The sequence below is a fragment of the Buttiauxella cochleicola genome, assembly GCF_021283185.1.
GTDB classification, from domain to species: Bacteria; Pseudomonadota; Gammaproteobacteria; order Enterobacterales; family Enterobacteriaceae; genus Buttiauxella; species Buttiauxella massiliensis.
This window is the reverse complement of record NZ_JAJSOS010000011.1, coordinates 118,124-143,304: the sequence shown is the minus strand read 5'-3', so window position 1 is coordinate 143,304 and position 25,181 is coordinate 118,124. Positions and strand designations below refer to the sequence as shown.

The window sequence follows — 25,181 nt, the reverse complement described above, 5'->3', positions numbered from 1 at the left end:
GAGTAAAAGAAACTAGAATGTTCATAAACTGCTTAAATCGCATACTGGCAGCGACATCAAGCCAATAGACCAGGCGACAATGCTGGTCACACCGATCCCGGATGGTAAAGACGAATACACGCCCCCTCCATTCCCGGTGCTGGAAGAACGTAATCTTAACGATTACATTCTGGTGTTCCCTGCGGAATCAGGTATTAAGCCGATTTATGTGTACTTGAAAGATGACCCAAGGACTCAAGCGGGAACTGCCACTGGCAATGGCGCTCAAATTGAAAATGGGAAATATTGGCTGGACTTATCAGTTACCAACAGTGGAGAAGGAGCAAAAATCCCGGCTCACATTGCAGACAAATTGAGGGGAAGAAAATATAGTAGATTCGATGACTTAAGGGGGGATATTTGGAATGAAATCAGCAAAGACCCAGAACTGTCTTCCCAATTTTCACCCGTAAATCAAGATATCATTTCGGAAAGCGGCTCCCCAATTTCTCCGAAAATTGGTTGGTATATAGGACCAAAAGAAATTGTAAAAAAATTCCAAATACACCATGTTAAACCAATAAAAGATGGTGGTGCAGTTTATGATGTGGACAACTTGCGAGTTGTGACGCCGAAACTTCACGATGAAATTCATTATAGAAGGTAATTATATGGAACTTAAAGATTCATTTTCTGAATATACTGAACAAGAGTTTTTACTGTTTTTGAAAGAATTTTTTAAGAGCTCACGACAGGAGAACTTGAAAGGTGAAGCTCTTAGTGATTATTTAACAACCCTATCTAATCACTTTGACAAAGTCACAGAACATCCGGAAAAAAGTGATTTGATTTTTTATCCTGCGGATAATTCGCAATGTACTCCTGAAGGTTTGCTCCAGACAGTATTGAATTGGAGGAAATCTCAAGGATTGCCTCTTTTCAAAGACTCGCACCCGAGGTATTGAGATAAATATGCCATTACCAATAAAACTGATACCACTAGACATTCCAGATTCAGAAATAGAGGTAATGACGGATATAGCTAATAAGCTAACTAGTTTGATCGACTCCGGTTACGATGAAAATTCTGATGAAGTGGATGTATTAATAGGACAGTGGAACCTTGTTTCTGTTAAGCATTTTGAATTTAGTGATTTTCGCGATTATCATTCATGGATTGGTACTGAGGAATTTGTTAAGACTGCTTTTTATAAAGCACAATATTGTGATGACTTATCATACGATGAAGCAAAGGCAATCATTGAGTTTGTATATAATGCGGAAGGGGATGAAGCCCAGCATGATTATGCACTTGATTCTTTAGAACTTAACTTTCCAAATTCAAATGCATCAGATCTTATTTACCACCCAGACCATTGGTTTGATGATGATTCAATGTTTGATGTGGATTTGACGAGTGATGAAATGTTAGGTTATTTAATGAAAAAATCAAATCGCGTTTTAACAGGCGCACCTGAAATCAAATTGTCATATCCTTTATCAGTAAAATGAACAGTTAGGAATAAAATTTACTATGGACAGGAAATCACCCTCGCTATACGAAATTCTCACTGGAAATTTCACAGGTGACCTTCCCCTTGAACTGGCAAATGAAGAGGGCCAGGTTATTTTATCCGTACTGGATAATATCCAACGGATACTGAACTCACGTGCGGGTGCCATCTCTCATTTACCAGATTTCGGTTTACCGGATATGACTAAAATCCTGCAAGGCATGCCTGGAACCGCCCATGAACTGATAGATACACTTTCCGGCGTTTTACTGAAGTATGAGCCTCGTTTGCAGACGCTCAATGTCACACTGCTTGAACAGGAAGTACCTGGAGAGTTGCGTTACGCCATCGATGCCGAACTGAAAGGAATTGGCCTTGTGCGGTACGGCACTGAATTCATGCCTGAAGGTAAGGTGATGCTCAGGCATCTGAAACAACAGCAGTATCTGGAAAAACACCAGTTTATTTAACTCCCCCACACCCTCATTCGATACGGACTTCACAATGTTCCATTCAGCCGAACGCCACCTTAAAACCGGAAGCGATCCCCGCACACTGCCAGATTTCTCAGCATTACGTGATGAACTCGCAAAACTATCCCATCCCGCTCGTCCTGACGTGAACTGGCAGTATGTTGAAAAACTGGCATTAAATCTGTTCGATACCAATGGTGTCGAACTCCAGACGGCGGCATGGTTTACCCTGGCAAGAACAAACCTGGCAGGTATACAGGGTTTCAATGAAGGCATGGCGATTCTTGATGCCCTGATACGTTATCAGTGGTCAGCGATGTGGCCTGCATCGGCACATGCCCGTATTGAAATACTCAGCAGCCTGAGTAAACGTCTCCAGCAGATATTCCGGACACTGTCATTTCACAGAGTCGATTTACCAGCCCTGTACCAGAGCGAAAAATTACTGAGCTCAACAGGTGAAGCCTTACAACGTCTGGAGCTTCACAACGCAGCCGGGACGGACGTGCTACGGCAAATATTGAAAAATGCCGTAGTCAGGCTCGAAAATAGCGATACATCCTCAGACCAGTTAGAAAGCCATCGTACTGACGTCACGCTGCCAGTACGGGCAGAGGACCTTGTGCCAGAAGTGAACAACAGTCCACGTTGGGTATATGTCGTAGATACTCAGCCAACGGTTGATGTCGAAGTCAGACAGAAACCAGCACCCCGAATCGCACCCGGTCTGGCGTTTCTTTGTGGGTTGCTGACGGCTGGGGTATTGAGCCTCGTCGCGTTTAAATTCATACCGACATTGTTTAGCCATCCCGATGAAGAGGCGGTGATGTCATCTCTCAAAGCTTTACCAACCAGTTTGCCACTTCCGGTTGCTGATCAACTACGGCATGATTCACCTGCATGGTTAGCAAACAGTGACAGCTATGCGAAGACAATAAAAACCCGGCTGGATGAACTCATCACCATACCTCCTTACTGGCCGTTACAATATGGCTCTCAACTGGTCGAGCAAACTCGTCATCTTTACCCCGATACCGAACTGTCAAAAATGGTTTCAAAAGACTGGCAGTCGAAGTTAGCGGCGAATTCTTTGCCTGCTTCCAGTATTAGTGGGTGGAATCAGGGAGTGACTGAGCTTCAGAAACTCCAGGACAGACTGAACCAACTGGACGAAAAGAAGGGCAAGTACATGACAGTGAGTGAGCTAAAAACGGCGGTGTTCTCTATATCAAAGTCATTCAATGACAGCATTCCGGCCGAAGAGCTGATAAGGCAATTGCAAACATCCCCTGTAAACCAGCCAGTGTCCAGAGACTTACAAAACCGGGCAGATTTACAGCTCAGGCAGTTGAACAATTCCTACATGCTTGTCACAACCAGGAACAGGGAATAGGGGAAGTCATACCATTAAGGCATGGTATTGCGATTTCGATTGTGCATTGGGATACTAAAGCTTCTGATTAAGCAAAGAGATAGACGATTTGACACCACAATATCAAACGCAGATCACCGAGGAACAGGTTCATTTGTCCTGGTGCCTTCTGGTCCATATATAGCCATGGAAGATAAACGGTCAGGCTCCAGTAGTGAGCCAGCAGTACACATAACTAATAAGTAAAGTAACCACCCATGACGATTCATGTGAAAAATGATAAAAAAAAGACATCTGACCACTTTGATGGCTAGATGTCTGTTATGTTCATTACCCACTTTTACCTAGCGAACGATGTGAAACCATTTTGTTATCAGCTAGATCGTCAATGTAATCCGCATACCACTGCATCATCTCTTGTCTTCCTTCCAGATACTGCGCATGGTTGTATGTACCCCGAATGCTGTTTTTATCCACATGTGCAAGCTGCATCTCGATCCATGCGGTGTTATAGCCTTGTTCATGCAGGATAGTACTCATCGTGTGGCGGAAACCGTGGCCAGTTGCTCGGCCATCATAACCTATACGCTTGATTACCATGTTAATACTGGCTTCGCTCATCGGTTTGTTTACGTCATTCCGCCCTGAGAAAATCAGTTTGTAGTTACCTGTTAGCTGTTCAAGGCGGCGAAGGGCATGTATAGCTTGAGTAGATAGCGGAACCAGATGGGGCCGTCTCATCTTCATTCTGGATTTTGGTATTTCCCAAACGTTGTTATCAAAATCAATTTCATTCCATTCAGCCATGCGTAACTCCACTGTTCTCAAACCTGTTAGCATGAGTAAACGGGTTGCTAGCTGAGTTATTACGCTCCCGGTGTACAAACCCAGTTTGCTAAGAAATTCTGGAAGTTCAGTTACGGATAGAAAAGGGTAGTGTTGTTTTTGATGCCCTTGCAATGCGCTGGCAAGATCTGGCGCTGGGTTGTGCTCTGCTCGGCCCGTCACAATTGCGTACCGAAAAACTTCACCGCATCGTTGCCGCACTTTGCTGGCTAACTCTGGCGCGCCACGTTTTTCAATGCGTTGTAGCACCGACAGAAGTTCAAGAGGTTTGATCCCATCGATTGGACGAGAACCAATATAAGGAAAGACATTATTTTTAAATGCCCTGATCACGTAACTTGTATAGTTTTCGGACCAGTTAGGCATTTTAGCGGTATACCATTCAGTCGCGATAGCTTCAAAGGTATTCTCGATAGAATTCTTCTTAGCAAGTTGTTCTGCTTTTTTAACTTCACCAGGATCATTATTCGCAGCCAAAATTTTTCTGGCTTCTTCCCTTCTAGCACGAGCATTAGCAAGAGAAACATCTGGGTAGGTCCCGAAGGATAATTTTTTCTCTTTACCAGCAAATCTATATTTCATGCGCCAGTATTTAGAGCCGTTAACATTGACCTGAAGATAGAGCCCGCCGCCATCAGCGAGTTTATAGATCTTTTCTTTGGGCTTTGCTGTGTCTATCTGACGTGCATTGAGCGGCATTTGGGGGCCTCACTTTTTATTGAACACGGTAAGCCCCCATATAGGCCCCCAGTAAGTGATTTATTCTGGTGGAGTTGAGCTGACATTGGTTGATGTCAATATGCCGAAATGGTGGGTTATTACTGATTGTAGGGGGTTTTTGTTGAGTTCGGAAGACGTCAGAAGAAGTGTATATGGTGTCCCCTGCAGGAATCGAACCTGCAACTAGCCCTTAGGAGGGGCTTGTTATATCCATTTAACTAAGAGGACCTAATGCCCGTCATACTTCAAATTATGGGGGTGTTGGCTGCGTTCACAAATTCCAGTCACTTACTCAAGTAAGCTCCTGGAGATTTGTTCTTTTGCCACCTACCCACAATTCGAACTATTTAGGGCATTGCGCGGCGTAGTATACCCGCTTTTAGGTCTGAGTTAAGGGGCAGGGCTGTTGATCGCCTGAAACGTAACCATTTTTATGTGCGTCGCGCCTGCTTTTTGTCTTCGCCACCTTCTTTACCGTCTTCCACTTCCTGTTTGCGCTTCGCTTTAGCCTTCGTCTCTGCTTTTTTCTTGTTGCTCATATCGTTACGGATTTGCGCATGGCTAATCAGTGCGAAGATAAACGTGCCGCCGCAGATGTTGCCTGCGAGCGTTGGCAAGGCGAACGGCCAGAAGAATTCACTCCAGTGGATGGTACCGTTAAATACCAGGTAGAGAATTTCCACGGAGCCGACCACGATGTGGGTTAAATCCCCAAGCGCGACCAGCCAGGTCATGATGATGATGACAAATATTTTTGCCGAACCTGCTGACGGGAACATCCACACCATGGTGGCGATTATCCAGCCGGAAATGATGGCGTTGGCAAACATTTCGCCCGGCGTGTTGTGCATCACGTCCATTCCGATAGAAACGAATGCGTCGCGGGTTTGCTCGTCAAATATCGGCATATATTCAAACGCATATGCCGCAAGGCCGGTGCCGATAATATTGCCGAGTAAAACCATGCCCCATAAGCGCATCAACAGCAGGAAGTTGCTGCCGCTAGGTTTTTGCATCACGGGCAGGACAGCGGTGACGGTGTTTTCAGTAAACAGTTGTTGGCGTGCCATGATCACGATGATAAAGCCAAAGGTGTAGCCGAGGTTTTCGAGTAAAAAACTACCCGGTACACCTTCCAGATTGACGTGAAATATTCCCTTTGCCAGCAGCGATGCGCCCATCGATAACCCGGCGGCAACGGCTGACCAAAACAACGCCATTGCGTCGCGTTCCAGTTCTTTTTCACCGTCCTGGCGAATGTGCTCGTGAATCGCCATCGCCCGCGATGGCAGTTGTTCCTCGTCTACTTCAATTTTTTCCCCGTGATCTTTTTCGTCACTTTCGACCTCAATTTCATCGGTGGATTTGTTGATTTTTTCTTCTTTAATTTCACCCATTTTTAAGGTCACTCACTCATTATTGTCTTCTCTAAGCGTAGCGGCTTTTGGCGTTGTTCCCCGCCTTGCGGGCTAAATTGAGATAATTTTGATCTCGGGTGTGCGGATTACCTCTTTTGGAGTACCGCAGCGGCGCGAGCCCAACTGGAGCAAAGCCTCTGATGTGTTATGATTTTGCATCCCAAGACAAGGAGTGTTCCTCACATGCTTGATGCCATTAACCTGACCTGCGTACGTGACGACCGCGTGTTATTTAGCGAGTTGTCTTTCACCGTATGCCCAGGTGAAATGGTGCAAATCGCTGGCAAAAATGGCGCGGGGAAAACGTCACTGTTGCGGATTCTGGCGGGGCTTGCGCAGGCGGAAGAAGGTGAAGTGAAGTGGCAAGGTGAAGGCTTATCCCGCGCACGTTACCAGTATCATCAGGATTTGTTGTGGCTCGGGCATCAGCCTGGCATCAAAACCGTTCTTACCGCATTTGAAAATTTGAGCTTTTTTCACGCTCAAAGCGCGGAAACCCTACGTTGGCAAGCGCTCACTGAAGTGGGTTTGTTGGGTTTTGAAGATGTGCCTGTTAATCAACTTTCTGCAGGACAACAACGCCGGGTGGCACTGGCCCGATTATGGCTAAGCTCGCAAAAAATCTGGATTCTTGATGAGCCTTTTACCGCCATTGATGTTACGGGTGTGGAAAAACTTACCCGGCAGTTGAAGCTGCATACCGAACAAGGCGGCATGGTGATTCTCACCACGCATCAGCCACTGGTAGTCAGCAATGTGCGCCAAATCCATTTGCAGGAGAAACTGGCATGATGCGCCGAATTTTTCTGCATGAACTGCGCGTGGTGTTCCGTAAAGGTGCGGAAATAGCCAACCCACTGTGGTTCTTTCTTATTGTTATTACACTGTTTCCGCTAGGAATTGGCCCTGAGCCGCAACTTCTGGCACGTATTGCGCCGGGCGTGATTTGGGTTGCGGCGCTATTGGCATCACTACTGGCGATGGACAGATTGTTTCGCGATGATTTTCAGGATGGCTCTCTTGAACAACTGATGTTGCTGCCAATCCCTTTGCCGATGGTGGTGTTAGCGAAAGTGACCGCTCACTGGGTGGTCACTGGCTTGCCGCTACTGATCCTCTCGCCGCTTGCCGCATTGCTGCTAGGCATGGATTTTTACGGCTGGCAGGTGATGGCGTTAACGCTGCTTATCGGCACGCCGACATTGAGTTTCCTGGGGGCGCCGGGCGTTGGGTTAACGGTGGGTTTGCGGCGCAGCGGCGTGCTGCTGAGTCTGTTGGTTTTACCGTTAACGATTCCACTGCTGATATTTGCGACTGCGGCGATGGACGCTGCATCTATGCATCTTCCGGTCGATGGCTATCTGGCAATTTTAGGTGCGTTGCTGGCGGGCAGCGCGACGTTAAGCCCGTTTGCCACGGCGGCGGCGCTGCGTGTCAGTATTCAATAATTAAAAATGTCGGATGGCGCTTCGCGTTTCCGACCTACAAGTTCTAACCCGATTTTTGTCGATATTTTGTGAGCAACGATTATGTGGAAATGGTTACATCAGCTTGCTAAACCCGAGCGGCTTTATCAGCTTTGCGGGCGTCTGGTGCCTTGGTTTGCACTTGTCAGCGCGGTGCTGTTGGTGGTCGGTTGTATCTGGGGCTTTGGTTTCGCGCCCGCGGATTATCAACAGGGCCAGAGCTACCGCATCATGTATCTGCATGTTCCGGCGGCTATCTGGTCGATGGGCATTTACGGATCGATGGCGGTGGCGGCATTTATCGGCCTTGTGTGGCAGATGAAAATGTCAGACCTTGCGGTAGCGGCAATGGCTCCGGTCGGGGCTGTATTTACCTTTATTGCGCTGGTCACCGGTTCCGCATGGGGCAAACCGATGTGGGGAACCTGGTGGGTGTGGGATGCACGTCTGACTTCCGAGTTGGTGCTGCTGTTTCTCTATATCGGCGTAATTGCTCTATATAACGCCTTTGACGACCGCCGACTGGCCGGGCGTGCGGCGGGTATTTTGGTGTTGGTCGGTGTGGTGAATTTACCGATTATCCACTTCTCGGTGGAGTGGTGGAACACGCTGCATCAGGGCTCGACCAATATGCAGCAAAGTATTGACCCATCAATGCGCACTCCGTTACGCCTGACTATCTTCGGTTTTCTGATGCTGTTTGCCACGCTGACGTTAATGCGCCTGCGCAACCTTATCTTGCTTCAGGAGCAGCGCCGTCCGTGGGTAATGGAACTGGCGAATAAAAGGAGAAGCGCATGACCAGCGCATTTTTAAACTGGACAGAATTTTTTGCCATGGGTGGCTATGCGTTTTACGTCTGGCTGGCTGTCGCGCTAACCTTCATCCCATTGCTGGTATTGGTGGGGCATACCCGTTTGCAGCATCGCACCATTTTAAATTCAGTCACGCGCCAACAGGCACGAGAAAAACGGATTCAGGCAGCACGTCAGGCAGAGGGAACTGAATGAACACTCGTCGCAAAAATCGATTATATCTGGCGCTTTCTGTGCTAGTGGGATTGGGGCTTACTATCACGCTTGTGCTATATGCGTTACGTAGCAATATCGATCTCTTCTATACCCCGAGTGAAATTCTGTATGGCAAAGGCGAAAGCCACCAGTTGCCTGAAGTCGGGCAGCGTTTACGCGTTGGCGGTATGGTTCAACCCGGCAGCGTGAAGCGTGATAACCAGACCCTGAAAGTGACATTCAAACTCTATGACGCAAGCGGAGTAGTGGATGTCAGCTACGTCGGTATTTTGCCGGACTTGTTCCGCGAAGGGCAGGGCGTGGTCGCACAAGGCGTGTTTGCAGCCGGTAACAGGATTGAAGCGAAAGAAGTGCTGGCGAAGCATGATGAGAATTACACGCCGCCGGAAGTGAAAGAAGCGATGGATAAAAATCACCAACGCGCGCCACAGGCCTATAAGGATAACGCTTCATGATGCCAGAAATCGGCAGTTTTTTGCTTTGCCTGGCGCTCGGCTGGTCATTGTTACTCAGTGTTTACCCTCTGTGGGGTGTGAAGCGTAATGACTCACGGTTGATGGCTTCTGCCCGCCCGTTAGCATGGGCGCTGTTCATCACGCTGTGCGCCTGTTTCCTGGTGCTGGTGAATGCATTTGTGGTGAACGATTTCACGGTGCTGTACGTCGCCAGTAACTCAAACACTGAATTGCCAGTGTGGTATCGCGTGGCGGCGACGTGGGGCGCACACGAAGGCTCGCTGCTGCTGTGGGTTTTACTGCTCAGCGGCTGGACGTTTGCCGTGGCGTTGTTCAGCCGCAGCATGCCGCAAGATGCTGTCGCACGTGTGCTGGCGGTGATGGGGATGATTAATTTCGGCTTCCTGCTGTTTATCATTTTCACCTCGAATCCATTCACCCGCACGCTGCCTGACTTCCCTATTGAAGGGCGTGACCTGAACCCACTGTTACAGGATATCGGGCTGATTTTCCACCCACCGTTGCTGTACATGGGGTATGTCGGTTTCTCCGTGGCGTTTGCGTTTTCTATTGCCGCACTGATGGCCGGGAAACTTGATTCTGCCTGGGCGCGCTGGACTCGCCCATGGACGTTAGCGGCCTGGTCATTTTTAACCATCGGCATTGTTTTAGGTTCGGCCTGGGCTTATTACGAGCTGGGCTGGGGCGGCTGGTGGTTCTGGGACCCGGTAGAAAACGCCTCGTTTATGCCGTGGCTGGCAGGGACGGCGTTAATCCACTCGCTTTCGGTGACTGAAAAGCGCGGCAGCTTTAAAGCCTGGACGGTGCTGCTGGCGATTACTGCGTTTTCGCTGTGTTTATTGGGCACTTTCCTGGTGCGCTCAGGCGTGCTGGTTTCGGTGCATTCATTTGCTTCTGACCCGGCGCGCGGCATGTTTATCCTCGCCTTCCTGGTGATTGTGATTGGCGGTTCGCTGCTGCTGTATGCGGTTCAGGGCGGTAAAGTCCGTTCACGTGTCGGCAACAGTTTGTGGTCGCGGGAATCCTTTTTGCTCGGCAATAACGTGCTGTTAATCGCAGCGATGCTGGTGGTGTTGTTAGGAACGCTGCTGCCTTTAGTGCACAAGCAACTCGGGCTGGGCAGTATTTCTATTGGCGAGCCGTTCTTCAACACGATGTTTACCGCCTTGATGGCCCCGTTTGCACTGTTGCTCGGCATTGGCCCGCTGGTGCGCTGGCGTCGCGATGAACCACAAAAGTTGATTAAACGCCTGGTTATTGCCGTTGTGGTGACCGTGGCGCTGGCGTTAACGCTGCCATGGATGATGCAAGACCGTATCGAAGCGATGACTGTCGTCGGTTTACTGATGGCGGTTTGGGTATTTGTGCTGGCGTTAACCGAAGTCTATGAGCGCGCCACGCATCGCCATGGCTTGCTGAAAGGATTATGGAAATTGCCGCGCAGCCATTGGGGCATGGTGTTTGGACATCTGGGGCTGGCGGTAACTGTCGTCGGTATCGCATTTAGCCAGAATTACAGTATTGAGCGTGATGTGCGCATGAAAGCAGGCGACAGTATCGACATTCACCAGTACCACTTTGTGTTCCGCGATGTGCATGAACTGACGGGGCCGAACTACCGTGGCGGCGTGGGTATTATCGACGTGACGCGTAATGGCAAACCTGAAGCCACGCTGCATGCTGAAAAACGTTTCTATAACAGCAACCGCGCCATGATGACCGAAGCGGCAATTGATGGCGGTGTGACGCGCGATCTCTACGCTGCTCTCGGTGAAGAGTTAGATGACGGTAGTTGGGCGGTTCGCCTCTATTACAAACCTTTTGTGCGCTGGATTTGGATGGGCGGAATATTGATGACGCTCGGCGGCCTGTTCTGTTTATTCGACCCACGTTACCGCCAGCGTAAAAACATGCCGGAGGCTGCATGAAGCGCAAAGTATTATTTATCCCGCTCGTTTTATTTTTGTTGTTGGCCACGATGTTACTGTGGCAACTGGCACGTAATGCGCAGGGCGATGATCCGACCAATCTCGAATCTGCATTAGTTGGGAAAGCGGTGCCGGTGTTCCGTCTTGAGTCTTTGGAAAACCCTGGCAAGATTTATGACCAGTCAGTTCTGACTGATGGCAAACCGTTATTACTCAACGTGTGGGCAACCTGGTGCCCTACATGCCGTGCTGAGCATCAGTATCTCAATGGTCTCAAAGCACAAGGCGTGCGGGTGGTCGGCATGAACTATAAAGATGAGCGCCGCAAAGCGATTACCTGGCTGAATGAATTAGGTAACCCTTACGCGCTGAGCCTGTTTGATGGCAACGGTATGCTGGGGTTAGATCTGGGCGTTTATGGTGCACCCGAAACCTTCCTGATCGATGGAAAAGGGATCATTCGTTATCGCCACGCAGGGGATCTTAACGATCGTGTCTGGCAGCAAGAATTAAAACCGCTGTGGGATAAATACAACAAGGAGGCAGGTGCATGAAACGCGTATGGCTATTTCTCATCGCATTCTTGTTCTCGTTTAATGTGCTCGCGGCAATAGACACTTTCCAGTTCAAAGACGAAGCGCAAGAGCAGCAGTTCCGCCAGCTCACTGAGCAATTGCGCTGCCCAAAATGCCAGAACAATAGCATCGCTGATTCTAATGCGATGATTGCCTCTGACATGCGCCTGAAAGTTTATGAACTGATGCAGCAGGGCAAAACGAAGCAGCAGATTATTGATTACATGGTTGAGCGCTACGGCAATTTCGTGACATACGAACCACCGCTAACGCCTGCCACTATCATTTTATGGGTGCTGCCAGTGCTATTTATTCTCGGCGGTGCGGGCGTGATTGTCATGCGCAGTCGTAAACGGCGAGTGCACTTTAGTGATGAGCCTGAAAGTGAAACTCAACCAGCGATTAGCCGAAAAGCCCATTTCTGGTTTTTCGCACCCGGTGCTGTGGTGTTAATTGTAGTGAGTGTTGGTGTTTATCTGAAAACGTCTGACTGGAAACAGGTTCGCGCCTGGCAAAATGTCTCAAACCAGACGCCGCAACTATTACAACGGGCGTTAGATCCGCAGGCCGAACCGCTGAACATGGCGGAAATGGCGGATCTCGGGCTTGGATTGCGCACGCGTTTGCAACATGAACCTGGCAATATTGAAGGCTGGATGATGCTCGGGCGAATTGGTATGGTTCTGAATAACGCAAGTACCGCTACACAAGCTTTTGCACATGCGTATAAACTGTCGCCCACTAACAGTAATGTAAAGCTGGGCTATGCTGAAGTATTGACCCGTAGTGGCGATCCGCAAGATAACCAACTGGGTGGGAATCTGCTGCGAGAGCTCCTTAAAACGGACCATACAAATGTTCGCGTGCTCAGCCTGCTGGCATTTAGCGCTTTCGAACAACAAAATTACCGCGAGGCAATTGGTGCATGGCAAGTCATGCTTAAAGTATTACCGGCAAATGACCAGCGCAGGGCTGTGGTGCAAAGAAGCATCGAGCAGGCGCAGGTTGCACAAGCTGGTATGGACAGCACCAAACCTGAGAGCGCAGACAAATAATAACAGGGAGACACATATGAATTTCCGCCTGACCGGACTGGCGTTGGCCACGACACTTTTAGTCGGGTGCGCCAGCTCTGCCGATCAACAGCCGCAGGGGCGTTCGGACCCATTTGAAGGGTTCAACCGTACAATGTACAACTTCAACTTTAATGTGTTGGACCCGTATGTTGTGCGCCCGGTGGCTGTGGTGTGGCGTGATTATGTGCCGCAACCGGCTCGTAATGGGATAAGTAACTTCACCAGCAACCTGGAAGAACCCGCCACAATGGTGAACTTCTTCATTCAGGGTAACCCGTATCAGGGGATGGTGCACTTTACGCGCTTCTTCCTGAACACAATGCTCGGTATGGGTGGTTTTATCGACGTGGCTGGCATGGCGAACCCTAAACTCCAGCGTGAAGAACCGCATCGCTTTGGTTCAACACTCGGCCACTATGGCGTGGGCTACGGCCCGTATGTGCAATTACCGTTCTATGGCAGCTTTACACTGCGTGATGAAGGTGGTGATTATGCCGATACGCTCTATCCGCTGCTATCGTGGTTGACCTGGCCGATGTCTATCGGCAAATGGACAGTTGAAGGGATCGAAACTCGTGCTCAACTGTTGGACTCTGATGGTTTGCTCAAGCAGTCATCCGATCCGTACATTTTGGTTCGTGAAGCTTACTTCCAGAGCCACGACTTTATTGCTAACGGTGGGAAGCTTTCACCATCAGCAAATCCGAATGCTGCAGCAATTGAAGATGACTTGAAAGATATCGACTCTCAGTAAGCATTGAGTGGGTAATAAACATAAAAAAGGCGAAACCGAGGTTTCGCCTTTTTTATCACTATTAACTATTAGAATGCGTAGTTAAAGTTCATACCGTACAGCCACGCTTTGCCTTCAGACTGGAAGGTATATGGGCCTTCTTTGATCTCAACGTGCTGACCGTGCATGTAGGAAACGCCCAGGTCTACAGAAGCATCGTCGTTAAATGCGTAGGTAGTACCAGCACTGAGCCAGAAGCGATCCTGGTCAGGAATGGAGATCGAACGTTTGTCTGCCGGAACTGGGCTGTCATCGAACGCGATACCGGTACGGAAGGTCCAGTTTTTATCCATAAAGTAGGTGGTACCTAAAGCAATACGGTACGCATCTTTGAAGCTTTCATCTTTATAGAACAGAGTCTGTCCGTTGGTGCCTGTGGCTTTCAGCTCCTGGAACTGGCTCCAACTGGTGTAAGCCACGCTGTAGTGGATAGCCCACTGCGGCGCTACTTTGTTATAACCCGACAACTCCCACATTTCAGGTAAGTTCAGGGTCAGAGAACCTGGGACAGTTTGGCCGCTGGTTCCCCATGGGAAAGCTGTACCTGCGCCAGGGAAAGCATTCGCTTGGGCAGGAATATTACTTTTGTAATCACCATCGAAGTCAATTTTGACTTCGGAACGGTAGGTGAAGCCGTAGCGGTTATCTTTATCGATTTCATAAAGAATGCCTGCGTTCCAGCCATAACCCCACTCGTCACCTTTCATGTGTGATATTTGGGTTCCTGGAGTGGCAAGGCCTAAACCAGAGATTTGTTCACCTGCGTAACGTTCAATTTTTGCTTTAGCGTAAACAGCATCAAAGCCAAGACCAAAGCTCCAGTTGTCATTTAAACGATAAGCACCGCTAAGATTCAGGTTTAAGGTGGTCAGATCGGTTTTGCCACCATATTCACCAGCGATATAATTATTGTTAAATTCTGTAGCAAGGCCGTAGTTGGAGGTAACTGAAGCCCCCCAACCAAACTGTTCATTGATTGGCGCAACAAAATGCAGGTTCGGTACCCACGCAGTTGGCGCGATGTTGTCGGCAGCGGTGCTACGTCCGGTATAGGGTGAGCTACCAGAAATATTAACGTCTGGATCTATAAACACTGCGCCACCGGAGAAGGAAGGGCGGTCAAACATCATGATAGTTGCAGGGTTACGGCTGGCGGAGCCCGCGTTATCCGCAACTGCACCTTCCCCTGAATAAGCTCGGCCTAGGCCTGAGGAAGAGAACTCGTTTAATTGAAAGCCGGCTGAGTAGGCCTGCGATGAGACAATTGCCACTGCAACCGCTAGGGCTGACTTTGTAAACAGGTTTTTCTGGCTCATGACCAAAACCTCATAATGGATTTATTTTTATACAAACAATGTTACATACCGTAACAGGAGCGCGAATAGTAGGGTCTGTTCTGTTACAGAGAAAGCAGACCAGTGGCGAGAGTATAGGTCTGACCAGATGGGATGTTGCAAGTTTGTATCTAAGAATTTTCAAATTTGATCGTCGAAACGAGATCTGACTGGCAAAATCGGGTTCTTCGTCACTTAGCAAAATGGGTGAATCTTGTTTTAGATCATTTTTAAGTGTGATTTGGGTCACTTACGGATTTTGACAAGATTAACGACTGGAGTCGCTTCAACAGGGAGCGTAAAATAGACAAGATTCGTTGAAAACATTTTGCCTTTTAAATACAGAGGAAATCATAAAATGAGTAAGAACACTGCTGATGAAACCCCGGTTTGCTGCTGTATTGATGTCGGCTCTATCATCGATAACACCGACTGCACAGCAACATACAGCCGCGTGTTCGCGACCCGCGCTGAAGCTGACGAAACTCTGGCTGCGCTGACTGAGAAAGCACGTGCCGCAGAATCTGAACCTTGCCAGATCGTCCCTCGTTATACTGAAGAAGCTGACGGCGTTCGTCTGGATATCGATTTCACTTTCAGCTGCCAGGCTGAAACCATGATCTTCCAGCTGGGCCTGCGTTAATATTTCCTGACGCTCTCGTCCCTGAGAGCGTCATTTTCCTCTCTTAAAGCGTGTTCCCCCTCCCAAATTTTTAGTCCCCCGGTTGGCTGATTGTAACTTTTTGGTTAAAACTATGATCAGGTCAGACCACTATTGGTCATTTACAATTTTATTCCCAGAAATAGGAAGTTACAGCAATGCAGCTGTAGATTCATACACAAAGGGAAGAATAGGGGAGCGTTATGAGTCAGGCACTTCCGCTGGTCACCCGTCAGGGCGACCGTATTGCTATTGTCAGTGGGTTACGCACCCCGTTTGCCCGTCAGGCTACGGCATTTCACGGCATACCTGCTGTCGACCTCGGCAATATGGTGGTCAGCGAACTGTTGGCACGTAGCGAAATTCCCCCAGAAATTATCGAACAACTGGTTTTCGGCCAGGTCGTCCAGATGCCGGAAGCGCCAAACATCGCCCGCGAAATTGTCCTCGGCACCGGAATGAGTGTGCATACCGATGCCTATAGCGTGAGCCGTGCCTGTGCGACCAGCTTCCAGGCCGTAGCGAATGTGGCTGAAAGCCTAATGGCTGGCACGATCCGAGCAGGTATTGCTGGTGGTGCCGACTCCTCATCTGTACTGCCGATTGGCGTTAGTAAGAAGTTAGGCCGCACATTAGTGGATGTGAACAAGGCGCGTACTTTGGGCCAGCGTCTGAAATTATTCGCGCGTTTGCGCCCACGTGATTTATTACCGGTACCTCCTGCTGTTGCTGAATATTCAACGGGCTTGCGTATGGGCGACACCGCCGAACAAATGGCAAAAACTCACGGGATTACGCGTGAGCAACAAGATGCTCTCGCGCATCGCTCTCATACCAAAGCGGCCAACGCCTGGAGAGAAGGGAAACTGGCTGATGAGGTGATGACAGCCTTTATCCCGCCATATCGCCAGCCTTTCAGCGAAGATAACAACGTTCGCCAAAACTCCTCAATTGCTGATTACGCAAAGCTACGTCCAGCCTTCGATCGCAAACATGGCACGGTCACCGCCGCCAATAGCACGCCATTAACCGATGGCGCGGCAGCGATTATTTTAATGACGGAATCTCGTGCCAAAGAGTTGGGTTTGAAGCCTTTGGGCTATTTACGCAGCTATGCGTTCACCGCCGTGGATGTGTGGAAAGATATGCTACTGGGCCCTGCCTGGGCGACCCCACTGGCGCTTGAGCGAGCGGGCATCACTTTGAATGACCTGACGCTTTTCGATATGCATGAAGCCTTTGCCGCGCAAACGTTAGCTAACCTGAAAATGATTGCTAGTGAGCGTTTTGCACGTGATGTATTGGGCCGCGCCCATGCTACGGGGGAAGTGGACGATACCAAGTTTAACGTACTGGGTGGTTCGATTGCGTATGGGCATCCATTTGCCGCAACCGGCGCTCGAATGATTACGCAAACGCTGCATGAACTGCGCCGTCGTGGCGGAGGTTTTGGCCTGGTGACCGCTTGCGCCGCAGGTGGCCTGGGTGCTGCAATGGTTCTGGAGGCCGAATAATGGAACAGACTTCTGCTTTCCACTTACATATCCGTCTCGACAATATCGCGATAGTGACTATCGATGTGCCGAACGAAAAGATGAACACTCTGAAAGCCTCTTTCGGGCCCGAAGTACATAACATTATCAAACAGGTTCGCGATAACTCGGCATTGCAGGGGCTGATATTTATCTCTGGCAAGCCGGATAACTTTATTGCCGGAGCTGACATAAACATGATTGCAAGCTGCCAAAGTGCGCAAGAAGCACAGGCACTGGCACATCAGGGGCAGCAAATTATGGCTGAAATTGCTGCCTTGCCGATTCCGGTAGTTGCGGCGATTCATGGTGCGTGTCTCGGCGGTGGGCTGGAGTTGGCACTGGCATGCCATTCACGTATTTGTACTGATGACGAGAAAACAAAACTGGGGCTGCCGGAAGTGCAGCTCGGCCTGCTGCCGGGCTCGGGTGGTACACAGCGTTTACCGCGTTTGATTGGCGTCAGCAATGCACTTGATATGATTCTGACCGGCAAACAATTACGTCCACGCCAGGCGCTGAAATTGGGGCTGGTGGATGAAGTTGTGCCACAGTCAATTCTGCTGACGGCAGCAGTTGAGCTGGTGGGCAAAGGCCGTCAGGCATCGCGCACATTGCCGGTTCGAGAGCGTATTTTAGCCGGTCCGCTTGGGCGTTCTTTATTGTTCAGCATGGTGAGTAAGAAAACTGAGCAAAAAACTCGCGGTAATTATCCTGCCACGCAGCGCATTATCGATGTGATAAAAGTTGGTCTTGGGCAGGGGAGTTTTAGCGGTTACGAGTCGGAAGCGAAAGCCTTTGGCGAGTTGGCTATGACTCCGCAATCGGTGGCTTTGCGCGGGTTATTCTTTGCCAGTACCGAGCTTAAAAAAGAACATGGGGCTGATGCTCAACCACGAGTTATAAATGCAATAGGTGTGTTAGGTGGCGGATTAATGGGCGGAGGGATTGCTTTTGTCACCGCGACTAAAGGCAAATTGCCCGTACGCATCAAAGATATTAATCACGATGGCATTAACCATGCGTTGAAATACAGCTGGGACTTGCTGGATAAAAAAGTACGCCGCCGACATATGAAAGCGGCTGAGCGCCAGCGTGAAATGGCGCGTATCTCCGGTGGTACCGATTATCACGGATTCCATAACCGCGACATCGTCGTGGAAGCGGTTTTTGAAGATCTCGCTCTCAAGCAAAAGATGGTTGCGGAAATCGAACAGAACGCCGCGCCGCATACCATTTTTGCCTCAAACACGTCTTCACTGCCGATTGCTGATATTGCGGCAAATGCCGCACGTCCAGAACAAGTGATAGGCCTGCATTACTTCAGCCCGGTCGATAAAATGCCCTTGGTTGAAGTGATTCCTCATGCGGGAACCAGTGCGGAAACCATTTCCACGACCGTTCAACTTGCCAAAAAACAGGGCAAAACACCGATTGTTGTTGGCGACAGCGCCGGGTTTTACGTCAACCGTATTCTGGCACCTTACGTTAACGAAGCGATGCGTTGCCTCGTGGAAGGGGAGCCTGTCGATAAGATTGATAATGCGCTGGTAGCGTTTGGTTTCCCGGTCGGCCCAATCCAACTTTTGGATGAGGTGGGAATTGATGTGGGGACTAAAATTAGTCCTATACTTCAGCAAGCTTACGGAGATCGTTTTGCAGCGCCGTCAGAAATTGCAGCAATATTGAATGACGATCGCAAAGGTAGAAAAAACGGGCGTGGTTTCTATCTTTATTCAGGGAAAGGGAGTAGAAGCAAAAAGCAGGTCGACCCTGCAATCTATACTCTGCTCGGTGTTTCACCCAAAGGGCAACTGGCAGAAAAAGAAATCGCACAACGCTGCGTGATGATGATGCTAAATGAAGCGGCTAGATGCCTCGATGAAGGTGTTGTTCGCAGTGCCCGCGATGGTGACATCGGTGGCGTGTTTGGTATTGGTTTTCCACCGTTCCTTGGTGGCCCGTTCCGCTATATGGATACCCAGGGGGCGGGTGAAGTCGTCGCACAACTGCAACGCCTGGCCAGTCGGTACGGGGAGCGTTTTACTCCTTGTGAAAGACTTTTACAAATGGTCGAAGAGCAACGAATTTTCTGGGGGAAAGTGAACCCCGGTGAAGGAAATGTAGTCAAAGAATCATGATTATATGGTTCGGTGAATGGATGCTGGTCGCTCACTTAATAAACAGTGATTGACTATACTTGCACCATTGAGGTAAAAAACAGCGTTTCATTCGATGTACGGATAAGGCACAATGCCCGGCTGCTGAATTTCTCCACGTAGGTTTCAGGGGAATTCAAGCATTCCTGGTTAACAAAAGCGGTGCAATATGCAAGTTTTTATCATGCGTCACGGCGACGCAGCTCTCGATGCCGCCAGTGACTCGGTACGTCCGCTCACCCAGTGTGGTTGTGATGAATCCCGAGTAATGGCGACCTGGTTGAAAGGTCAGGTTGTGGATATCGAACGTGTTCTGGTGAGCCCTTATCTGCGAGCCGAACAAACCCTGGATGTTGTGCGGGAAGCACTGACTCTTCCAGGTAAAGAAGACATTCTGCCGGAATTGACACCGTGCGGCGATGTAGGTCTGGTGAGCTGCTATTTGCAAGCCCTGGCCAATGAAGGGGTTGAGTCGGCGCTGGTGATTTCTCACCTACCGCTAGTCGGTTATTTGGTCTCTGAGCTGTGCCCAGAGGAAACACCACCGATGTTCAGTACCTCGGCCATTGCTAATGTCACTCTTGATCCAGAAACAGGGAAAGGGGTGTTCAACTGGCAGATGAGTCCGTGTAATTTGAAGGTAGCTAAAGCTATCTGATAGCCGTAAGCATGAAAAAAGAGCCGCTATAATAGCGGCTCTTTGTATTTCTGGGGCCGCGGGGTGCGGGCTCAGGATTACGGCAACTCCGGCGGTAGCCACTCTTCGATTTCAATCAACACCAACAATGCAGCATCACCACCGTACTCTTTTGGTGCCTGATGAAATGCCATTATGTGTGGGTGTTGAGCCAGCCACAGTGGCGTTTGCTGCTTCAACACATGCTTACCATGGCCATGCATCACACAGGCACAAAAAACATGCTCACGCCGACAGGCCGCAATCAACGCGCCTAATTCCTGCTTTGCCTGCATCTGTGTCAGGCCATGCAAATCGAGGAATAACTCCGGCGAATAATCTCCGCGACGTATTTTTTTCAGCTCAAAATGGCTGACGTCTTCGCGCACGTAACGTGTGGGGCCTTCTGTTGCCAGACGCGGCTGGAATTCATCAGAAAAATAGTGGCTGGCATCAACCTGCTCCTGCAACAGTCGCTTTACCGGAACTTCCTGCACTTTTTTGCGTATTGGGCGATGAACAATCGTGTCCTGAGTTAATTTTTTTGTGCCGCTCATCAGATCACGGAAAAGGTTCTGATCGTCAGCGCTGAGCGGAGTTTTCTTCTTCATTGGTATCTCGTCTCGCATCTGCTATTGCGTCAGTTTACCTGGTTTGCCGTTCATCGCTAAATAAAACGTCATTTTCCCCACGCTGAGCGCGATTGAAATGCTGATTTGTCGCGGCCTTCATGGCAAACTAATCGATTATTGAATTAACGCGAACGGCCTGCGGAGGGCAACGTGGATAAAATTTTCGTCGATGAGGCAGTTAATGAGCTGCACACCATTCAGGATATGCTGCGCTGGGCAGTCAGTCGTTTTAGCGCCGCCAATGTCTGGTATGGCCACGGCACGGATAATCCGTGGGACGAAGCCGTTCAGTTAGTGCTGCCAAGTCTCTATCTGCCGCTGGATATTCCTGAAGATATGCGCACCGCACGTCTGACACCAAGCGAGCGTCATCGCATCGTTGAGCGTGTAATTCGTCGTGTTAATGAGCGTATTCCGGTGGCCTATCTGACAAACAAAGCCTGGTTCTGCGGCCATGAGTTTTATGTTGATGAGCGTGTGCTGGTGCCGCGTTCCCCGATTGGTGAGCTGATCACCAACCGTTTCGCGGGTCTTTTCGACCAGGAACCACACCATATTCTTGATATGTGTACTGGCAGCGGCTGTATCGCTATCGCCTGTGCTTACGAATTCCAGAATGCGGAAGTGGATGCGGTCGATATTTCTCTTGATGCGCTGGCAGTTGCTGAGCAAAACATCGCTGAGCATGGCCTGGAAAGCCAGGTAACGCCAATGCGTTCCGACCTGTTCCGTGACCTGCCAAAAGTGCAGTACGACATTATCGTCACTAATCCACCATATGTGGATGCGGAAGATATGTCTGACCTGCCGGGTGAGTTCAAATTCGAGCCGGAATTAGGTCTGGCTGCGGGGACAGATGGCCTGAAACTGGCGCGTCGTATTCTGGCATGTGCACCGGACTACCTCGCCGATGGCGGTATCCTGATTTGTGAAGTCGGGAACAGCATGGTGCATCTGATGGACCAGTATCCTGATGTGCCGTTCACCTGGCTTGAGTTCGATAACGGCGGTGACGGCGTATTTATGCTGACTAAATCGCAGCTTATCGATGCGCGTGAACATTTCAGTATTTACAAAGACTAATCGTGTAGACGGGCCTTATGGCCCGTCTTCTTTTGCTGACAACACAACAAAAATGACAACGGTAAGGAGCCGTGAAAAATGGCAGGAAACTCTATCGGACAAGTATTTCGCGTAACGACATTTGGTGAATCCCACGGTGTCGCGCTGGGTTGTATCGTTGATGGTGTGCCGCCAGGCATCCCGCTTACCGAAGCCGATTTACAACACGATCTCGACCGTCGCCGCCCGGGGACCTCACGCTACACCACGCAACGCCGCGAACCCGATCAGGTGAAGATCCTTTCCGGTGTATTTGAAGGCGTCACCACTGGCACCAGCATCGGCCTATTGATTGAAAATACCGATCAGCGCTCGCAAGATTACAGCGCTATCAAAGACGTGTTCCGTCCGGGCCACGCAGATTACACCTACGAACAAAAATACGGCCTGCGCGATTATCGTGGCGGTGGCCGTTCTTCAGCACGTGAAACCGCGATGCGTGTGGCAGCTGGGGCGATTGCTAAAAAATATCTGGCGCATAAATACGGCATCATTATTCGTGGTTGCCTGACGCAAATGGGCGACGTGCCGTTAGAAATCAAAGACTGGGATCAAGTTGAGCAGAACCCGTTCTTCTGCCCTGATCCAGACAAGATTGAAACACTTGATGAGCTGATGCGTGCGCTGAAAAAAGAAGGCGACTCCATTGGTGCGAAAGTTACCGTGGTCGCGGATAACGTGCCGCCGGGTCTTGGCGAACCTGTATTCGACCGCTTAGATGCTGATATCGCCCATGCATTGATGAGCATTAATGCCGTGAAAGGCGTGGAAATTGGCGAAGGTTTTGGCGTGGTTAATCTACGTGGTAGCCAGAATCGCGACGAAATCACCAAAGAAGGTTTCCAGAGCAACCACGCTGGCGGCATTCTGGGTGGCATCAGCAGCGGCCAGCAGATTGTGGCCAATATGGCGCTGAAACCGACATCCAGCATTATGGTCCCAGGCCGCACCATCAACCGCGAAGGCGAAGAAGTTGAGATGGTCACGCGTGGTCGCCACGATCCTTGTGTCGGTATTCGTGCTGTTCCGATTGCCGAAGCCATGGTAGCGATTGTATTGATGGATCATATGCTGCGTCAGCGTGCTCAAAACGGTGACGTGACTTTCCCTTTGCCGCGCTGGTAATGCGATGAAAAAAACACTCGTGGGGCTGCTGGCATTGCTTGCCAGTACCGCTACTTTTGCTGCTACGCCGTGGCAGAAAATTAGTCATCCGATTGCGGGAAGCCCGCAATCTATTGGTGCATTCTCTAACGGCTGCATTGTTGGTGCCCACGAGTTGCCGCTTAACGATCCTCGCTATCAGGTGATGAGACAGGACCAACGTCGCTATTTCGGTCATCCCGATTTAGTGATGTTTATTCAACGTCTCAGTAACCAGTCGACGCAACTTGGCCTTGGCACGTTATTGATTGGTGATATGGGAATGGCTGCTGGTGGGCGTTTTAGCTCTGGCCATGCCAGCCACCAAAGCGGCCTGGATGTTGATATTTTTTTGCAACTCCCGAAAGCACGTTGGACGTCCGCTCAGCTTCTCAAACCGCAGGCGCTGGATTTAGTCGCCAGTGATAATCAGCATGTGGTGCCGCGTTTGTGGCAGCCAGAAATCAGTAGCCTGATTAAGCTTGCGGCGAAAGATAACGACGTGACACGCATTTTCGTCAATCCGGCCATCAAGCAACAATTGTGTCTTGATGCGGGTGCCGATCGCGACTGGCTGCGTAAAGTGCGCCCGTGGTTTGCTCACCGTGCGCATATGCATGTTCGCCTGCGTTGCCCGGCAGATAGCCTCGAGTGTGAAGATCAGCCATTACCGCCGCCAGGTGATGGTTGTGGCGCTGAGTTGCAAAGCTGGTTTGCACCGCCGCCTCCGGGCAGCATACCGCCGAAAAAGAAAACTCCGCCCCCTTTACCCGCCTCTTGTCAGGCCTTGCTGGATGAGCACGTTCTCTAACGGATAAGTTCATGGAATGGTTTATGGTTTCCCCCCTGATGCTGGTGATGTTGTTTTTTGTCGCCATGCTTGCAGGGTTTATTGATTCACTGGCAGGCGGCGGCGGTTTGATTACCGTCCCTGTGTTGTTGGCAACGGGAATGTCACCTGCACATGCTTTGGCGACCAACAAACTCCAGGCCTGTGGGGGTTCGGTTTCTTCCTCGCTCTATTTTATTCGCCGCAAAGTGGTCGATCTTAAAGAGCAGAAACTGAATATTCTGATGACGTTTATCGGCTCAACAACCGGGGCATTGCTGGTTCAATACGTAAAATCAGACGTGTTGCGTCAAATCTTGCCGCTGCTGGTGATCTGTATTGGTCTGTACTTTTTACTGATGCCAAAACTTGGTGAAGAAGACCGACAGCGCCGTTTATACGGCCTGCCATTTGCGCTGGTTGCAGGTGGTTGCGTCGGTTTCTATGATGGTTTCTTTGGCCCAGGTGCTGGCTCTTTTTACGCACTAGCGTTCGTCACGCTGTGCGGTTTTAACCTCGCAAAATCTACGGCTCACGCCAAAGTATTAAACGCTACATCAAACCTCGGCGGCCTGCTTTTGTTTATCATTGGCGGGAAAGTGATTTGGGGAACCGGTTTTGTAATGATGGCCGGGCAGTTCTTAGGGGCGCGAATGGGATCACGCCTCGTGTTGAGTAAAGGGCAAAAACTGATCCGTCCGATGATAGTTATCGTGTCAGCGGTGATGAGCGCCAAACTCTTATTTGATAGCCACGGACCGGAGATTCTCCATTGGTTGGGGATAGTTTGAGATGACAACAGCAAATATGACAATAACGACAGAACACCATTATCAGGAACTTATCGACATTTTCGATAACTGCTTTAAAGACGAATTTAATACACGTCTGATTAAAGGCGACGACGAACCGATCTATCTTCCTGCTGATGAGGAAATTCCTTATCACCGCGTGGTGTTTGCCCATGGCTATTACGCCAGCGGAATGCATGAAATTTCTCACTGGCTTATTGCGGGCAAAGCGCGCCGTGAACTGGTGGATTTCGGTTATTGGTATTGCCCGGATGGGCGTGATGCCGAAACACAAAGTAAATTCGAAGACGTGGAAGTGAAGCCGCAAGCGCAAGAATGGTTGCTGTGTGTGGCAGCAAACTTCCCGTTCAATGTGAGCTGCGACAACCTGAGCGGGGATGTTGACCCGGACAGAATCGCGTTCCAGCGTCGTGTGCATGCGCAGGTGATGATCTACCTGCAAGAAGGCATCCCGGCTCGTACGGCAAAACTGATTGAAGCGCTGCGGGACTATTACAAAACCCCGCCGCTGGCAGCGGAGCATTTTCCGTGGCCGGAAGACCTTTAGACATACCCTAAATAATTCGAGTTGCAGTCAACGCGCCTGCGGCTTGAAGTATGACGGGGATAAAAAC

At 49.8% G+C, this 25,181-nt stretch carries 27 protein-coding genes and 1 tRNA gene; 23 read left to right on the top strand and 5 right to left on the bottom strand.

The window, feature by feature from the left end; all coding sequences use genetic code 11:
- Window positions 1-28 precede the first annotated feature (28 nt).
- From LVQ76_RS17380 to LVQ76_RS17360, 5 genes are read left to right on the top strand one after another with little or no spacing between them, the layout of a single operon-like run.
- Window positions 29-646, top strand: a complete 618-nt coding sequence (locus tag LVQ76_RS17380; RefSeq protein ID WP_255681629.1) for a pyocin-S2/colicin E7-DNase domain-containing protein — start codon at window positions 29-31, stop codon at window positions 644-646.
- A 4-nt stretch (window positions 647-650) separates the two neighbouring features.
- On the top strand, window positions 651-944 hold the full coding sequence (locus LVQ76_RS17375; RefSeq protein WP_232922124.1) for a bacteriocin immunity protein: 294 nt from the start codon (window positions 651-653) through the stop codon (window positions 942-944).
- A gap of 7 nt (window positions 945-951) precedes the next feature.
- Entirely contained in the window at window positions 952-1,491 is a 540-nt protein-coding gene (locus LVQ76_RS17370) for a hypothetical protein (protein ID WP_232922123.1), read from the top strand.
- A gap of 22 nt (window positions 1,492-1,513) precedes the next feature.
- Window positions 1,514-1,963 carry a type VI secretion system baseplate subunit TssE gene (gene tssE, locus LVQ76_RS17365; protein ID WP_232922122.1) on the top strand — a complete coding sequence of 150 codons (450 nt, stop codon included), beginning with the start codon at window positions 1,514-1,516 and terminating at the stop codon, window positions 1,961-1,963.
- Between the two features lie 34 nt (window positions 1,964-1,997).
- Window positions 1,998-3,359, top strand: coding sequence for a VasL domain-containing protein (locus tag LVQ76_RS17360; protein ID WP_232922121.1), 1,362 nt, complete (start codon window positions 1,998-2,000; stop codon window positions 3,357-3,359).
- Window positions 3,360-3,668: 309 nt separating this feature from the next.
- On the opposite strand, the gene LVQ76_RS17355 is transcribed toward LVQ76_RS17360, so the two are convergent.
- The 3 genes from LVQ76_RS17355 to LVQ76_RS17345 all read right to left on the bottom strand — a co-directional run bounded on the left by LVQ76_RS17355 (window position 3,669) and on the right by LVQ76_RS17345 (window position 6,301).
- A complete protein-coding gene (locus tag LVQ76_RS17355) occupies window positions 3,669-4,883 on the bottom strand; it encodes a tyrosine-type recombinase/integrase (protein ID WP_232922120.1) in 1,215 nt (404 codons plus the stop codon).
- Between the two features lie 174 nt (window positions 4,884-5,057).
- Window positions 5,058-5,132, bottom strand: a tRNA-Arg gene (locus tag LVQ76_RS17350).
- Window positions 5,133-5,335: 203 nt separating this feature from the next.
- Window positions 5,336-6,301 (bottom strand): formate/nitrite transporter family protein, encoded by a 966-nt coding sequence (locus tag LVQ76_RS17345; RefSeq protein WP_233338043.1) that lies wholly within the window; start codon window positions 6,299-6,301, stop codon window positions 5,336-5,338.
- Window positions 6,302-6,505: 204 nt separating this feature from the next.
- Here LVQ76_RS17345 and ccmA point away from each other — a divergent pair, with 204 nt between their 5' ends.
- The 9 genes from ccmA (at window position 6,506) to mlaA (ending at window position 13,628) form a co-directional block, all read left to right on the top strand.
- Window positions 6,506-7,114 (top strand): cytochrome c biogenesis heme-transporting ATPase CcmA, encoded by a 609-nt coding sequence (gene ccmA / locus LVQ76_RS17340; protein WP_232865935.1) that lies wholly within the window; start codon window positions 6,506-6,508, stop codon window positions 7,112-7,114.
- Window positions 7,111-7,770 (top strand): heme exporter protein CcmB, encoded by a 660-nt coding sequence (gene ccmB, locus LVQ76_RS17335; RefSeq protein WP_232922119.1) that lies wholly within the window; start codon window positions 7,111-7,113, stop codon window positions 7,768-7,770. Before ccmA ends, ccmB begins: the two co-directional genes overlap by 4 nt.
- Window positions 7,771-7,851: 81 nt before the next feature.
- Entirely contained in the window at window positions 7,852-8,589 is a 738-nt protein-coding gene (locus tag LVQ76_RS17330) for a heme ABC transporter permease (protein ID WP_232865937.1), read from the top strand.
- On the top strand, window positions 8,586-8,798 hold the full coding sequence (ccmD, locus tag LVQ76_RS17325) for a heme exporter protein CcmD (protein ID WP_232865938.1): 213 nt from the start codon (window positions 8,586-8,588) through the stop codon (window positions 8,796-8,798). The genes LVQ76_RS17330 and ccmD overlap by 4 nt, the downstream gene beginning before the upstream one ends.
- On the top strand, window positions 8,795-9,274 hold the full coding sequence (gene ccmE / locus LVQ76_RS17320) for a cytochrome c maturation protein CcmE (protein WP_232922118.1): 480 nt from the start codon (window positions 8,795-8,797) through the stop codon (window positions 9,272-9,274). The genes ccmD and ccmE overlap by 4 nt, the downstream gene beginning before the upstream one ends.
- Window positions 9,271-11,223, top strand: a complete 1,953-nt coding sequence (locus LVQ76_RS17315; protein ID WP_232922117.1) for a heme lyase CcmF/NrfE family subunit — start codon at window positions 9,271-9,273, stop codon at window positions 11,221-11,223. Before ccmE ends, LVQ76_RS17315 begins: the two co-directional genes overlap by 4 nt.
- On the top strand, window positions 11,220-11,777 hold the full coding sequence (gene dsbE, locus LVQ76_RS17310) for a thiol:disulfide interchange protein DsbE (RefSeq protein ID WP_232922116.1): 558 nt from the start codon (window positions 11,220-11,222) through the stop codon (window positions 11,775-11,777). Before LVQ76_RS17315 ends, dsbE begins: the two co-directional genes overlap by 4 nt.
- Window positions 11,774-12,853, top strand: a complete 1,080-nt coding sequence (locus LVQ76_RS17305) for a cytochrome c-type biogenesis protein CcmH (protein ID WP_232865941.1) — start codon at window positions 11,774-11,776, stop codon at window positions 12,851-12,853. The genes dsbE and LVQ76_RS17305 overlap by 4 nt, the downstream gene beginning before the upstream one ends.
- Before the next feature lie 16 nt (window positions 12,854-12,869).
- Entirely contained in the window at window positions 12,870-13,628 is a 759-nt protein-coding gene (gene mlaA, locus LVQ76_RS17300) for a phospholipid-binding lipoprotein MlaA (RefSeq protein WP_232865942.1), read from the top strand.
- A gap of 68 nt (window positions 13,629-13,696) precedes the next feature.
- On the opposite strand, the gene fadL is transcribed toward mlaA, so the two are convergent.
- On the bottom strand, window positions 13,697-14,989 hold the full coding sequence (gene fadL, locus LVQ76_RS17295) for a long-chain fatty acid transporter FadL (protein WP_502258296.1): 1,293 nt from the start codon (window positions 14,987-14,989) through the stop codon (window positions 13,697-13,699).
- Window positions 14,990-15,359: 370 nt separating this feature from the next.
- On the opposite strand from fadL, the gene LVQ76_RS17290 reads away from it, so the two are divergent.
- From LVQ76_RS17290 to sixA, 4 genes are all read left to right on the top strand, one after another.
- Window positions 15,360-15,644, top strand: coding sequence for a YfcZ/YiiS family protein (locus tag LVQ76_RS17290; RefSeq protein ID WP_064512780.1), 285 nt, complete (start codon window positions 15,360-15,362; stop codon window positions 15,642-15,644).
- A gap of 221 nt (window positions 15,645-15,865) precedes the next feature.
- Window positions 15,866-17,176 carry an acetyl-CoA C-acyltransferase FadI gene (fadI, locus tag LVQ76_RS17285; protein ID WP_232922114.1) on the top strand — a complete coding sequence of 437 codons (1,311 nt, stop codon included), beginning with the start codon at window positions 15,866-15,868 and terminating at the stop codon, window positions 17,174-17,176.
- Window positions 17,176-19,335, top strand: a complete 2,160-nt coding sequence (gene fadJ, locus LVQ76_RS17280; RefSeq protein WP_232922113.1) for a fatty acid oxidation complex subunit alpha FadJ — start codon at window positions 17,176-17,178, stop codon at window positions 19,333-19,335. Before fadI ends, fadJ begins: the two co-directional genes overlap by 1 nt.
- Window positions 19,336-19,522: 187 nt before the next feature.
- Window positions 19,523-20,011, top strand: a complete 489-nt coding sequence (sixA, locus tag LVQ76_RS17275) for a phosphohistidine phosphatase SixA (RefSeq protein ID WP_064512773.1) — start codon at window positions 19,523-19,525, stop codon at window positions 20,009-20,011.
- A 77-nt stretch (window positions 20,012-20,088) separates the two neighbouring features.
- Here sixA and smrB read toward each other — a convergent pair whose 3' ends face one another.
- Window positions 20,089-20,640: an endonuclease SmrB gene (smrB, locus tag LVQ76_RS17270; protein WP_232865946.1), complete on the bottom strand. Its 552-nt coding sequence runs from the start codon at window positions 20,638-20,640 to the stop codon at window positions 20,089-20,091.
- 171 nt (window positions 20,641-20,811) lie between these two features.
- Here smrB and prmB point away from each other — a divergent pair, with 171 nt between their 5' ends.
- The 5 genes from prmB to LVQ76_RS17245 all read left to right on the top strand — a co-directional run bounded on the left by prmB (window position 20,812) and on the right by LVQ76_RS17245 (window position 25,114).
- Complete coding sequence (gene prmB, locus LVQ76_RS17265; RefSeq protein ID WP_151995285.1) at window positions 20,812-21,744, top strand: 50S ribosomal protein L3 N(5)-glutamine methyltransferase; 933 nt, start codon at window positions 20,812-20,814, stop codon at window positions 21,742-21,744.
- A 78-nt stretch (window positions 21,745-21,822) separates the two neighbouring features.
- The gene (gene aroC, locus LVQ76_RS17260) at window positions 21,823-22,908 is read left to right on the top strand and encodes a chorismate synthase (protein WP_064512767.1); all 1,086 of its coding nucleotides are present in this window, start codon (window positions 21,823-21,825) and stop codon (window positions 22,906-22,908) included.
- A gap of 4 nt (window positions 22,909-22,912) precedes the next feature.
- Window positions 22,913-23,737 (top strand): penicillin-insensitive murein endopeptidase, encoded by an 825-nt coding sequence (mepA, locus tag LVQ76_RS17255; RefSeq protein WP_232865948.1) that lies wholly within the window; start codon window positions 22,913-22,915, stop codon window positions 23,735-23,737.
- A gap of 11 nt (window positions 23,738-23,748) precedes the next feature.
- On the top strand, window positions 23,749-24,546 hold the full coding sequence (locus tag LVQ76_RS17250; protein WP_172893554.1) for a sulfite exporter TauE/SafE family protein: 798 nt from the start codon (window positions 23,749-23,751) through the stop codon (window positions 24,544-24,546).
- Between the two features lie 22 nt (window positions 24,547-24,568).
- Entirely contained in the window at window positions 24,569-25,114 is a 546-nt protein-coding gene (locus tag LVQ76_RS17245; protein ID WP_232865971.1) for an elongation factor P hydroxylase, read from the top strand.
- Window positions 25,115-25,181: the final 67 nt, after the last annotated feature.